9 protein-coding genes are annotated in these 13,302 nt (G+C 62.8%); 7 read left to right on the top strand and 2 right to left on the bottom strand.

The features are described from left to right. Positions 1 to 20: 20 nt before the first annotated feature. The 5 genes from glgC (at position 21) to AC6I9R_RS08115 (ending at position 8,894) form a co-directional block, all read left to right on the top strand. Positions 21 to 1,277, top strand: a complete 1,257-nt coding sequence (gene glgC / locus AC6I9R_RS08135; RefSeq protein WP_461425071.1) for a glucose-1-phosphate adenylyltransferase — start codon at positions 21 to 23, stop codon at positions 1,275 to 1,277. Next, positions 1,274 to 2,698 (top strand): glycogen synthase GlgA, encoded by a 1,425-nt coding sequence (glgA, locus tag AC6I9R_RS08130; protein ID WP_461425070.1) that lies wholly within the window; start codon positions 1,274 to 1,276, stop codon positions 2,696 to 2,698. Before glgC ends, glgA begins: the two co-directional genes overlap by 4 nt. A gap of 9 nt (positions 2,699 to 2,707) precedes the next feature. Beyond that, entirely contained in the window at positions 2,708 to 4,810 is a 2,103-nt protein-coding gene (glgX, locus tag AC6I9R_RS08125) for a glycogen debranching protein GlgX (RefSeq protein WP_461425069.1), read from the top strand. Then, positions 4,800 to 6,431 carry an alpha-D-glucose phosphate-specific phosphoglucomutase gene (locus tag AC6I9R_RS08120; protein WP_461425068.1) on the top strand — a complete coding sequence of 544 codons (1,632 nt, stop codon included), beginning with the start codon at positions 4,800 to 4,802 and terminating at the stop codon, positions 6,429 to 6,431. Before glgX ends, AC6I9R_RS08120 begins: the two co-directional genes overlap by 11 nt. A 90-nt stretch (positions 6,432 to 6,521) precedes the next feature. Then, complete coding sequence (locus AC6I9R_RS08115; RefSeq protein WP_461425067.1) at positions 6,522 to 8,894, top strand: glycogen/starch/alpha-glucan phosphorylase; 2,373 nt, start codon at positions 6,522 to 6,524, stop codon at positions 8,892 to 8,894. On the opposite strand, the gene AC6I9R_RS08110 is transcribed toward AC6I9R_RS08115, so the two are convergent. Continuing rightward, a complete protein-coding gene (locus AC6I9R_RS08110) occupies positions 8,891 to 10,786 on the bottom strand; it encodes a TRAP transporter permease (RefSeq protein WP_461425066.1) in 1,896 nt (631 codons plus the stop codon). The genes AC6I9R_RS08115 and AC6I9R_RS08110 overlap by 4 nt on opposite strands. 73 nt (positions 10,787 to 10,859) lie before the next feature. After that, positions 10,860 to 11,783, bottom strand: coding sequence for a TAXI family TRAP transporter solute-binding subunit (locus AC6I9R_RS08105; RefSeq protein ID WP_461425065.1), 924 nt, complete (start codon positions 11,781 to 11,783; stop codon positions 10,860 to 10,862). A 165-nt stretch (positions 11,784 to 11,948) separates the two neighbouring features. Between AC6I9R_RS08105 and AC6I9R_RS08100 the strand changes: the two genes are divergently transcribed. Together AC6I9R_RS08100 and AC6I9R_RS08095 are read left to right on the top strand one after the other, a co-directional pair. Continuing rightward, the gene (locus AC6I9R_RS08100) at positions 11,949 to 12,509 is read left to right on the top strand and encodes a cupin domain-containing protein (RefSeq protein ID WP_461425064.1); all 561 of its coding nucleotides are present in this window, start codon (positions 11,949 to 11,951) and stop codon (positions 12,507 to 12,509) included. A gap of 7 nt (positions 12,510 to 12,516) precedes the next feature. Then, complete coding sequence (locus tag AC6I9R_RS08095; RefSeq protein ID WP_461425063.1) at positions 12,517 to 13,293, top strand: sulfite exporter TauE/SafE family protein; 777 nt, start codon at positions 12,517 to 12,519, stop codon at positions 13,291 to 13,293. Positions 13,294 to 13,302 lie beyond the last annotated feature (9 nt).

Here is a 13,302-nt window from a genome sequence, read left to right as displayed (position 1 = left end):
CGGTTCGGGGAGGAACCCAGATGAAAACGCAACGACTGACACAACGCTCTATGGTATTCGTGCTCGCAGGGGGCCGGGGAAGCCGCCTGCGCGAGCTGACGGACCGGCGTGTGAAACCGGCCGTGCCCTTTGGCGGCAAGGCGCGGATCATCGACTTCGCGTTATCCAATGCGTTGAACTCTGGCATCCGCAAGATGGCCATCGCCACGCAGTACAAGGCCCACAGTCTTATCCGACACCTGCAACGCGGCTGGACGTTCTTCCGGGCGGAACGCAACGAATTCCTCGATATTCTGCCCGCCTCGCAGCGGACCGGCACCGAGGCCTGGTATGCGGGGACCGCGGATGCGGTGACCCAGAACATCGATATCGTGGACAGCTACGACGTGGATTACGTGATCATCCTGGCGGGCGATCACATCTACAAAATGGACTACGAAATCATGCTGCGTGAGCATGTGGAAAGCGGAGCCGATGTCACCGTGGGCTGCTTGACCGTGCCGCGCATGGAAGCGGCGGCTTTCGGTGTCATGGCAACGGACGCCGAGGGGCGCATCACGTCATTCCTGGAAAAACCCGCCGATCCGCCAGCCACGCCCGAAGACCCGGAAAAGGCCCTCGCGTCGATGGGGATCTATGTCTTCAAGTGGAGCTTCTTGCGGGATCTTCTGGAGAAAGACGCCGTCGACACCAACTCGTCCCACGACTTTGGCAACGACCTGATCCCCGAGATCGTCAAGAACGGCAAGGCAATGGCCCACCGCTATGACAACAGCTGCGTCCGTGCCGAAGGCGCGCCCGTCTATTGGAAGGACGTCGGCACCGTCGACGCCTTTTGGGAGGCGCATATTGACCTCACCAACTTCACGCCGGACCTCAACCTATGGGACCGCGATTGGCCGATCTGGACCTATTCCGAAAGCGTCCCGCCCGCCAAGTTCATCCACGACGAACGCGACAGGCGCGGTATGGCGATCTCTTCCATGGTGTCTGGCGGCTGTATCATCTCGGGCACCGAGGTGCGCAATTCCTGCCTCTTCACCAACGTTCATACCAATTCCTACGCCGTGCTGGACCACGCCGTGGTGCTGCCCAACGTGGTCATCAACCGCAGCGCGCGTCTGCGCCAGGTGGTCATCGACAGCGGCGTGATCATCCCCGAAGGCTTGGTCGTGGGCGAGGATCCGGTGGAAGACGCCAAGTGGTTCCGCGTCACGGAACGCGGCACGACGCTGATCACCCAGGCCATGCTTGACGCGCGTGCTGCCAAGACATGACACGAGTCCTGTCAGTTGCCTCTGAATGCGCGCCCCTGGTGAAAACCGGCGGGTTGGCGGATGTCGTGGGGGCGCTGCCGGGGGCCATGGCCGCGCTAGGGGACGAGTTGCGCACGCTGATCCCCGGCTACCCCGTCGTGGTGGAAAAGACAGGCAGCGGCGAAGTCGTGGCAGAGTTTGCGGACGTATTTGGCGGCCCTGCCCGGGTGGAGGCAGTGGAGGCAGCCGGGCATGACCTGCTGATCCTCGTGGCACCGCACCTCTTTGACCGTCCCGGCAGCCTCTACAATGACGCGATGGGCCAGGATTGGCCGGACAATCCTGAGCGTTTTGCCGCCCTCAGTTTTGCCGCCGCCCATATTGCCGCGACGGGCGCGGGTGACTGGCGCCCCGATGTCGTCCATGGCCATGACTGGCAGGCCGGGTTGGTGCCGGAGTACCTGGCGGCGTTGGGGTGCGAGACACCCTTTGTCATCACCGTCCACAACGTCGCCTTCCATGGCAATGCACCCGGTGACCGGGTCACCTCGCTCCGCTTGGACCCGGGCCGCTTCCATGCAGATCACTACGAGTTCTGGGGGCAAGTCTCGGCGCTCAAGGCAGGCCTGATGGGGGCCGCCCAGATCACCACGGTCTCGCAAACCTATGCGGAAGAGTTGATGACACAGCATTTCGGCATGGGCATGGACGGCGTGCTGCGCCACCGCAGGCGCGATCTGACGGGCATCGTCAATGGCATCGATACCGACGTCTGGAACCCTGAGGCGGACCCGCTGGTCAAACCCTACAAGACGTTGAAAGGCAAAGGGCCGAACAAGACCGCGCTCTTGAAAGAGTTCGGCCTGCCCAAGGCGCCCGGACCTTTGTGCGTGCTGGTCTCCCGGCTCACGGATCAGAAAGGCATCGACCTTCTGCTCGACGCGCTTCACGTCGTGTTGGAGCGCGGCGGGCAGGTTGCGGTGCTAGGCTCTGGCGATCCCTCCTTGGAGGTCGCGCTTCTGGAACGCGCGGACCAGGAGCCGAACCTCGGCGTCAAAATCGGCTATGACGAGGCGCTGTCACACCGGATGATGGCGGGCGGCGATTGCATCCTTGTGCCCTCTCGGTTTGAGCCTTGCGGGCTGACCCAGCTTTACGGCCTTCGCTACGGCACCCTGCCCCTTGTCGCTCTGACCGGGGGCTTGGCCGATACAATCATCAACGCCTCCCCCGCCGCACTGGCGGCCAAAACGGCGACGGGCGTCCAATTCAACCCGATCACGGCCGAGGCCCTGGCCAACGCGTTCAACCGGCTCTGCGACCTCTACGCAGATCGGAAAGCCTGGACGACGATGGTGCGCAACGCCATGAAGGCCCCGGTGGGCTGGGACACCTCCGCCGCTCGCTACCACGCGCTTTATGAGGCCACGGCCCAAAGATGATGTCCGACGATGCTTGAGAACTACGCGATCGAAGCCGGCGTGCCCAATCCCTTGGGCGCGACCTTCGACGGCAACGGCGTAAATTTCGCCGTCTTCTCGCGCCATGCCACACAGGTGACGCTGTGCCTGTTCGATACCGAGGGGCAGGAGACGCATCTGATCGCCATGCCCGAGCGCAACGGCCATGTCTGGCACGGTTACATCCTCGGCATGGGACCGGGACAGCAGTATGGCTACCGGGTTCACGGCCCCTATGCGCCGGAAGAGGGCCACCGTTTCAACCCGTTCAAACTGCTCATCGATCCCTATGCCAAGCGCCTGACGGGCCACCCCGTCTGGAACGATGCGCTTTACGGCTACGTCCATGGCGCCAGCGACCTGACCTTCGACAGCCGTGACAGCGCGCCCTACATGCCGCGCTCTGTCGTGACGGATCCGTCGTTCAGCTGGGGCGCCGATGCGGCCCCCCGGGTGCCGATGCATGAGACGGTGTTTTACGAGGCCCATGTAAAGGGCCTGACCGCGACCCATCCGCGTGTGGAGACGCCCGGAACCTACCTTGGCATGGCCTCCCCGGCGATCCTCGATCATCTGGTTAAACTTGGTGTCACGACGGTGGAACTGCTGCCGACCCAAGCCTTCGTCGATGACCGTTTTCTGGTCGAAAAGGGCTTGCGGAATTACTGGGGCTACATGACCTACGGCTTCTTCGCCCCCGAGCCGCGGTACATGTCGAACGGATCGATTGCCGAGTTCCAGCAGATGGTCGCCCGCTACCACTCCGCGGGGATCGAAGTCATTCTGGACGTCGTCTACAACCACACCGCCGAAGGGTCCGAGTTCGGCCCAACCTTCGCATTTCGCGGTCTCGACAACGCCAGTTACTATCGCTTGGCCGAGGACAAGCGCTATTACGTCAATGATGCCGGCTGTGGAAACTCGCTGGATTTTGATAATCCGTTCACCCTGCGCATGGTCATGGACTCCCTGAGATACTGGGTAGAGGTCATGCATGTCGATGGATTTAGATTCGATTTGTGCAGTTCTCTCGGGCGCACGGATGGTGTCTTCAACCGCGACGGGCCGTTCTTCCGCGCGATCCGGCAGGATCCGGTCTTGAACCGCGTGAAGCTGATCGCCGAGCCTTGGGACCTCGGGCCAGACGGCTACCAACTGGGTGCCTACCAGGCGCCGTTCGGCGAATGGAATGACAAGTTTCGCGACGACACGCGCCGCTTCTGGCGCGGCGACGCGGGCATGGTCGCGGCCATGGCCGGGCGGCTTTCAGGCAGCGCGATGCACTTCGACCACGACGGGCGCGCGGCCACGGCCTCGGTCAATTTCATCACCGCCCACGACGGCTTCACCCTGCGCGATCTGGTCAGCTACCGCGAGAAGCACAACCTCGCCAACGGCGAAGGCAACCGCGACGGACACTCGGGCAACCACTCCGACAATTTCGGCGTCGAGGGCGAGACCGATGACCCGGATATCCTAGCCGCCCGCCGCCGCCGCCGCCGCAACCTGATCGCCACGCTGATGCTGTCCCAAGGCACGCCGCTGCTGCTGGCAGGCGATGAGATCGGCAACACCCAGGGCGGCAACAACAATACCTATTGTCAGGATAGTGAGATCGGCTGGGTCGATTGGACCGACCGCGACGATCGTTTCCTGGCCTTCTGCAAGGCCGCGATTGCCTTTCGCAAGGCGCATCCGGTGCTGCGCCAGCGGCGGTTTCTGCACTCAAAACCCCGCCATATCGACGGCGCGCCGGATCTGTTCTGGCGACGCACCAATGGCGCGCCGATGCGCCAGGTCGACTGGGACGATCCCGACAACAAGATCATCGTGGCGGAGATGCGCATGGCCTCCGGCACGCCGTCCTATATCCCGCGCGAGGCCGCGCTGCTGGTGGTGTTGAACGTCGGCGGCGCAACCGAGATTTCGCCGCCCGCTCAAGCTAATGCCCATTGGGTCCGTATCTTTGACACTTCTCAGCCGGACCCTACGATTGAAAACGCGCCCGCCCATGCCACCCCGACAATCGACGCCAATTGTGTCGTCGTGTTCGAGCTTCACCCCGCCTTCGAAGGACAACATCATGCGCCATGACCCCGTCGCCACCCAGCCCATCGCAGGCCAGAAACCCGGCACCTCTGGGCTGCGCAAGAAGACCCGCACCTTCATGGAGCCGCATTACCTGGAAAACTACGTCCAATCGATCATCGACGGGATTGGCGGGGTCGAAGGTCAGGTACTGGTTGTCGGTGGCGATGGGCGGTACTTCAACGACCGCGCCATTCAGGTGATCTTGCGGATGCTCGCGGCCAATGGCGCTGCCGGGGCGATTGTGGGCCAGGGCGGATTGCTGTCGACGCCCGCCGCGTCCCATCTGATCCGCAAGCGCGGCACCGGCGGCGGGTTCATCCTGTCCGCCAGCCACAACCCCGGCGGGATCGATGCCGACTTCGGCCTCAAGTTCAACGGCCCCAATGGCGGCCCCGCGTCGGAGGCCGTCACGGCGAAAATCTATGACGCAACGACGACGATCAGCGCCTACCACATTACAGAGGCCACTGACGTGGATCTCGAAGCGCTTGGCACCAGCACGTTCGACAACATGACGGTGGAGATCGTCGACCCCGTCGCCGACTATGCAGCCCTGATGGAGAGCCTCTTCGACTTCTCCAAAATCCGCGCGCTCTTCGCCTCGGGCTTCCGGATGCGGTTCGATGCAATGCACGCCGTCACCGGACCCTACGCGACGGCGATCCTGGAAGGCACGCTTGGGGCCGCCAAAGGCACCGTGATCAACGGCACCCCCTCCCCTGATTTCGGTAAGGGCCATCCCGATCCCAACCCCGTTTGGGCCAAGACCCTGATGGATGAGATGTACGGCGACGACGCGCCCGATTTCGGCGCGGCCTCCGACGGTGACGGCGATCGCAACATGATCGTGGGACCGCACCAATATGTGACACCGTCCGACAGCCTCGCTGTGCTGGCGGCCCACGCCCACCGCGCACCCGCTTATGCTAAGGGCCTCGCGGGCGTTGCGCGGTCCATGCCGACCTCGGGCGCGGTTGACCGCGTGGCGGCGGCACAGGGCATTGAATGCTTTGAGACACCCACGGGTTGGAAGTTCTTCGGCAACCTGCTGGATGCGGGCAAGGTCACGCTCTGCGGTGAGGAAAGTGCCGGCACAGGCTCGGACCATGTGCGCGAAAAGGACGGGCTTTGGGCCGTGCTCTTGTGGTTGAACATCCTGGCGGACAGCGGCCAATCGGTCGCGGAATTGATGCAGGCGCTGTGGCGTGACTATGGGCGCTGCTACTACAGCCGCCACGATTATGAGGATGTGGAGAGCGACCGCGCCAACGCCGCCATGGACGGCCTGCGCGCGCGTCTGGCCGATCTGCCGGGGACTGAGATCAACGGCCTGACCGTCAATTTCGCCGATGAGTTCGCCTATGACGACCCCGTCGATGGCGCCCGCACCGAAGGCCAAGGCCTGCGCATCGGGTTTGAGGGCGGCGCGCGCGTCGTTTTCCGCCTTTCCGGTACGGGCACCGTGGGCGCGACGATCCGAATGTACCTCGAACGATTGGAGACGGCGCAAGACGCGCTTGCGCAATCCGCCGAGGATGCACTTCGCCCTGTGGTGGATGCCGCTCTGGCGCTGTCAGACCTGAAGGCCCTGACGGGGCGCGACGGGCCCAACGTCATCACCTAATGGCACCTGTTCCTTCGCTGAGAAACATGGCATGGGATCGACAACAAACCTGAGCAGCGGAACGCCCCCATGAACGCCCCGACGCAAAACATGTCAGACCTTTCCTCCGATGGATTGCGCGCGCGCATTGCGCAGCATTTGACGTATACGCTCGGCAAGGACAAAGCCCACGCCAGCACCTATGACTGGCGTATGGCGGTAAGCCACACCGTCCGGGATCTCATTGTAGAGCCCTGGTTCGCCGCCACCCGCCGCACCTATGAGGCGCAGGGAAAGCGGGTCTACTATCTGTCGATGGAATTCCTGATCGGCCGCATCCTGGAGGATGCGATGATCAACCTCGGGCTACACGAACAGATTGACGCGGTTCTGGCCGAAGACGGCGTGTCCTTGGCGGATGTGATCGAGGATGAGCCGGACGCCGCTTTGGGCAACGGCGGCCTGGGGCGCTTGGCGGCCTGTTTCATGGAGTCGCTGTCGACGCTCGGGTGCCCGGCGTTTGGGTACGGTATCCGCTATGAGCACGGCCTGTTCCGCCAGCGCTTTGAAGGCGGGCGGCAGGTGGAAACGCCCGAGGATTGGTTGAACCAACCCCACCCGTGGGAGTTTGAGCGCCCCGAAGCGAGCTACACCATCCCCTTCAAGGGCTACGTCCACGATGGCCATTGGACGCCCGCCGAAACGGTACTGGCCCGCGCCTACGACACGCCCGTTGTCGGCTGGCAGGGCCAATGGGCCAACACCCTGCGCCTTTGGGGCGCGCATCCGACGGAGCTATTCGATCTCGACCGCTTCAATTCCGGCGATCACACCGCCGCCGCCCATCCCGAAGCCTTGGCGCGAACGCTCTCCCGCGTGCTCTATCCCGAAGATGCGACCGACGGCGGCAAGGAACTGCGGCTGAAACAGGAATTCTTCCTCGTCTCCGCCGCGCTGCAAGACCTGCTGCGCCGCTTCACCAGCGAATATGACGACCTGAACCTGCTGCCTGAAAAGGTCGCGATCCAGATGAACGACACCCACCCCGCATTGGCAGGACCAGAGATGATCCGCCTGCTGATCAGCGATCACGGGCTGGATTGGGACAGCGCCAAACGGATTGCCCAGGGGTGCCTCAACTACACCAACCACACGCTTCTACCCGAGGCGCTTGAGACGTGGTCCACCTGGCTGATGGGGCGCGTGCTGCCCCATCACATGCAGATCATCGAGCGCATAGATGCAGAGCATCTGGCGGCCACGACTTGCCCCCCGCATCTGGGCATTGTCTACCAGGATCAGGTGCATATGGGCACGTTGGCCTTTGTGATGGCGTCGCACGTCAACGGTGTCTCGGCGTTGCATTCTGACCTGATGCAGAAAACGGTATTCGCCGAGCTTGACGCCGCCTACCCCGACCGGATCCTGAACCAGACCAACGGCGTCACGCCGCGTCGGTGGATCCGCCTTGCCAACCCCGGCCTCAGCACGTTGATCACGGATGTGATCGGCGAGGGTTGGGAAGCAGATCTGAGCCGCCTGGCAGAGCTTTCCGCCCATGAAGGCGAAGCCGAGCTTATCACCCGTTTTGCCGCCACCAAACGGGCCAACAAAGTGGCTTTGGCCGATTGGGTAAAGGCCAAGATGGGCATCACCCTGAACCCCGATGCCATGTTCGACGTGCAGATCAAGCGCATCCACGAATACAAGCGCCAGTTGCTCAACATTTTCGAGACGATCGCGCGCTGGCAGGCGATCCGGCAGGACCCCGATGCCGACTGGACGCCTCGGGTAAAGATCTTTGGCGGCAAGGCCGCGCCCGGTTATTGGGTTGCCAAGGACATCATCCGGCTGATCAACGACGTGGCCACTGTCATCAACAGCGATCCCCTGATGCGGGAGCGCCTGAAGGTGATCTATCCGGCCAATTACAACGTCTCCATGGCGCAGCGGTTGATCCCCGCTGCGGATCTGTCCGAACAGATCTCGACCGCGGGCAAAGAGGCCTCGGGTACCGGCAACATGAAATTCACCATGAACGGCGCGCTGACCATCGGGACGCTTGACGGCGCCAACGTCGAGATCCGCGACCGCGTGGGGGCCGGGAATTTCTTCCTCTTCGGCATGAACGCCGAAGAGGTCCAGGCGCGCTACCGGGTGCAGAACCATGGACGCGCAGCCATCCTCGCCAGTGCCGCGTTGAAAGAAGTCCTGCATCTGATTTCTGAGGGGCGTTTTTCTCCGGAAGAGCCCAAGCGATACCACGGCCTCATCGATGCCACCTGGAACCACGACCCCTTCCTCGTCGCTTCCGATTTTGACGCCTATAGGGCTGCCCAGGCCGATGTCGACGCGGCCTTCAAGGACCAGGCGCATTGGCATCGCCTCGCGCTGCGCAACATCGCGGGCTCGGGTCACTTTTCCTCGGACCGGACGATCCGGGGCTACATGGCCGAGGTTTGGGGCGCCAAAAGCCTGCTTTAGGCGCGGGCTGTGAGCGTCGGGCTAAATCGCACCAGCGCCCAGATCAGCGCAAGAACCACGCCCGCGATCAGGGCCGTTGTCGTCGTCTGATACATCAGCAACAGCCCCGCCATGGCCAGCCCTGCCCGCCCGATCATATTGAGCGGGCGCAGGAAATATCCCACCACGGCGGAGGCGATGCAGAACACGGCGATCAATCCCGTGACAATCGCCGTGGCAATCTCCAACCCCGTGCCCTGCATCAAAAGCGCCGGGCTGAAGAAGAACATAAACGGCAGAATGTAGCTGGTGATGCCATAGGCAAAGGCGGTCCAGCTGGTCTTGTTGATGTCGCTGCCGGCAATGCCCGCCGCCACGTATGACGCCAATGCCACGGGCGGCGTGATGGTCGAGATACAGCCGAAGAAGAAAACAAACATATGCGCTGTCAGCAGCGGCACGCCCATCTCGACCAGCGGCGGGGCGACGACTGTCGCCAGGATCAAATAAGCCGCCGTCGTGGGCAGCCCCATGCCCAGGATGATCGCCAGAACGGCGGTCATCAGAAGCGCGATGAAGGCCTGGCCGTCGGCCATGGCGATGATCAGGTTGGAGATCTTGGACCCCAGGCCCGTCATCGACAGCACGCCTGCCACGATCCCCGCCGCCGCGCAGGCCACCGCGATGGACAAAACGGCCGTCGCCCCTTGCTCCAGTGATTTGAGGATCTTGATGCCGAAAGCCCTCGGGTCGCGCCATTCGAACAGCAGGCATCCGGCCAACAGCACCAGCAGCGCCACGAAGGACGCGCGAAACGGCGAGTAGCCCGCCAACATCATGCCCACAAGCGTGCCAAACGGGATCAGGAAGCGCAGGCCCGGCAGGAAGACCTGCGCCAAGGGTGGGCCATCTGGCACCTCGGACGAGCGGGCCATATCCACTTTCACCGCCTGCAAATGCACAATAAACAGGATCGACGTGAAGAACAGCAGCGCCGGGATCAGCGCGGCGGTCATCACATTGGCGTAGGGCGTGCCGATGATCTCGGCCATAATGAAGGCCGCAGCCCCCATGATTGGCGGCATGATCTGCCCGCCGGTGGAAACCGCCGCCTCAATCGCAGCGGCCTGGTTGGGCTTGTACCCTTCGCGTTTCATCATCGGGATGGTCATCGTGCCCGTGACCGCCACGTTGCCCGCCGCCGAGCCCGAGATCATGCCCAGGAAGGTGGAGAAGATCACGGCGGTCTTGGCTGAGGCCGCCCGCGCGTTGCGGGTGACGGAATGGGCCAGTTGAAAGAAGAACTCTCCGGCGCCGAAGTTGTTCAGGAAGGCGCCAAAGATGGTAAAGATGATGATGAATGAGGCCGACACGCCCAAAGGGATGCCAAAGATCCCCTCGGTTCCCGTTGCCATGAAGATCGACACACGCTCCCACCCGTAGCCGCGGGTTGAGATGAACTCGGGCAGGTATTCAGAGACAAAGGGATAGGCCAGAAAAATGCCCGCGATGATCGCGAGAAGCAGGCCGATGCGACGCACGACGGCGATAAGGACCAGGGCGATTAGAGCAACACCGACCAGCGCATCCGTGTCTGTGGTCAACCCACCACTAAACGCAATCGGCTTCCAGCGCAGATAGGTGTAGACGCCGATGGCCAACGCAATGGCTGCGCCTGCAAGACGAAGCATGAGGCCGACGGGGCGCGGGCCCTTGGCCTCGGCTTCGATGACCGACGGGGTTTGAGGGCGCGCTGCGAGAAACACCAGAAACAGCAGCACCGTCAGGTGAACGATGCGGATGTCCATCGTGGAATAGCTGAAGATGCCCGCCACAATCACCAGATGCCAAAGGCTCAGACAGATCGCGACGGCGCTGACGATATGGCTCAGGATGGTTTCGATCCGGCCCAAATGACGGCTCCCCCTTTGGATCACGCAAACGGGGCGACAGAAGCCGCCCCGCCCGCCTTACATTCGCTTGGGCTTACTGCCCAAAGTAGCGCGCCGCACCGGGATGAAGCGGGATCGGCAGGTTGAGCGACCGCTCGGCCACGATGCCACTGGCCAGCGCATTCTCGGCCACCAGGGCGTCAAGGTTGCCATAGACGGCCTCGGCAATCGTATGGGCCAGCTCTTCATCCATATCAGCATGGGTAATCAGCATGTTGGCAGATCCTACAACCGTGATCGGGGCGTCGGTGCCATAGGCATCCTCAGGGACGGAGACGTTGGAATAATAGGGATAGTTTTCCAACAGCGTCGCCATCATCTCATCGCTAAGCTCGATGAACCGAAGCTCGTTCGTCGCGCCGGCCTGCACCACGGCTGAGGTCGGGAAGCCTGCCAAAGCGAAGGAGGCGTCCACGCTGCCATCCGCCAATTGGCTGAACCCGTCGGCGTAGGACAGGAAGCTTGGCGTGATGTCCTCCATCGTCATGTCGTGGATCGCGAAGATGTCGCGCATCAGGTTCAACGTGCCGCCGCCCGCAGGGCCCACGGCAACCCGGCGCCCGGCAAGATCTTCGATCCCCTCGATGCCCGAACCGGGCAGCGTGACCATATGCAGGACGCTGGAATGCAGCGTGCCGATGGCGCGGATCGGCAGCGGGTCCGGATACGGACCCCGGCCTTCATGGGCGAAGAACCCCAGCGAGGCGGGCGCAATGGCAACCTCGACCTCTCCGGCGGCCACAAGGCGCGGGTTTTCCGCCCCGCCGCCAGTGACGATGGGCAGCATCGTGTAGCCTTCGGCGAAGTTGTTGATGTTGTTGGAAAGTGCTTGGCCCATCGGATAATACGCCCCGCCCAGGCTGGCGGTGCCGATGCGCAATTCGTCCTGCGCCTGCGCCGTATGCGCGGCGGTGACGGCCAGCGCCGCAACCGCGGCAAGCTTCAGAAAACTGTTCATGTGGACCTCCCATTCCCCAGTGACGTAGGGTCACCCTCTAAGGAGAAGCGCCCCACCGGCGTCCAGATTATCCAAAGAAAAATAATTTGCAACATTTTATCGATTTTTCTGGCGTAGGCTGCGATGTGCCTTAAACTTGGCCTATCCCAATGCAAGGAGCTTCCCATGACCCGCCCAACGCCCCGTATTGTTCGCCGCGTCGTGACCGGCCATGATGAAACCGGCAAGGCCATCGTCGTCTCGGACGGGCCCGCGACCAACATACTGGAACGCCCAAACCGCCCCGGTGTGGCGCTGATCAACCTTTGGCAAACGTCTGAGACGCCCGCTCAATACGATGGCCCCGATGAAACCGTCGACGGCGCGTTGATCCTACATCCGCCCAAGAACGGTGCTGTTTTCAGGGTGATCCACTTCGAGCCTGAAGACCCAGAAGTGCTCGCCACGCTCGACGGCAAGGCCGCTTTCGCCGAGATGGGCGCGGACAGCAACATTGTCGAAGGCGCGCGGCATCCGTTCATGCATGCCACTGACAGCGTCGATTTCGCCGTTGTTCTGAAGGGCCGCATCATGATGCTGCTCGACGACACGGAATATGAACTTCGCGAAGGCGATACCTTGGTCCAGCGCGGCAACAACCACGCCTGGTCGAACCAGTTTGACGAGACCTGCATCATGGCCTTCGTGCTGATCGACGGCACCGGCACCGTGGAACGGCACGGGTAGCGGCGCGGTGGGGGCGGACCTGCTTTCAGGACCGGAAGGCTTCGTCCTTCTGATCGCCGTCTCCGCGTTTTTCGTGGGCGGCATCCTGAAGGGCGCCATGGGTTTTGGCCTGCCCCTGCTGGCCATCCCCGCGATGACCGCCGCCCATTCCCTGCCCATGGCCCTGTCGATTGCCGTGATCCCGGTCATCTCGACCAACATCTGGCAGCTTTGGTCGTTGCGGGCGCATCGGCATGAGCCCAAGTTTCTGCCCGGTTTCCTGATGGTGGGCGCGCTCGGGCTGATCTTCGGTGTCTTCGCCCTGTCCTGGGTGCGCGACGCTTACTTGGAAATCGCGCTCGGCGGACTTGTTCTGACGTATCTGCTGTTGCGGTGGCGGGGATCGACGGGCGTGCCGAAATGGGCCAACCCGCGCCTGGCCCCCGTCATTGGCGGCGCGGCCGGTGCGGTCCACGGCGCAACGGGCCTCTCAGGCCTTGTCGGCACGCCTTACATGCACGCGATGTCCCTGCCCCGCCCCGTCTTTGTCTTCAGCAACGGCGCGATGTTCACGCTGTTCTCATCCATGCAGGCCCCCACACTGTGGGCGCTTGGCCTCTACCAACCCAGTGCCATCTTGATTGGCGCGCTGACCCTGCCCGCCGCGTTTGGAGGCGTGTGGATTGGCACGAAACTGGGCGCGCGCCTGAATACCGAGGCGTTCTCCCGCGCTGTCCTGTTCATTCTGGGTATCGCTGCCATCATCCCGGTCTGGAACGGCCTGCGCGACATCCTCGCCCTTTAGAAAGGACTG

The sequence above is a fragment of the Gymnodinialimonas sp. genome (assembly GCF_059726805.1).
This window is presented reverse-complemented; position numbering and strand designations above follow the sequence as displayed.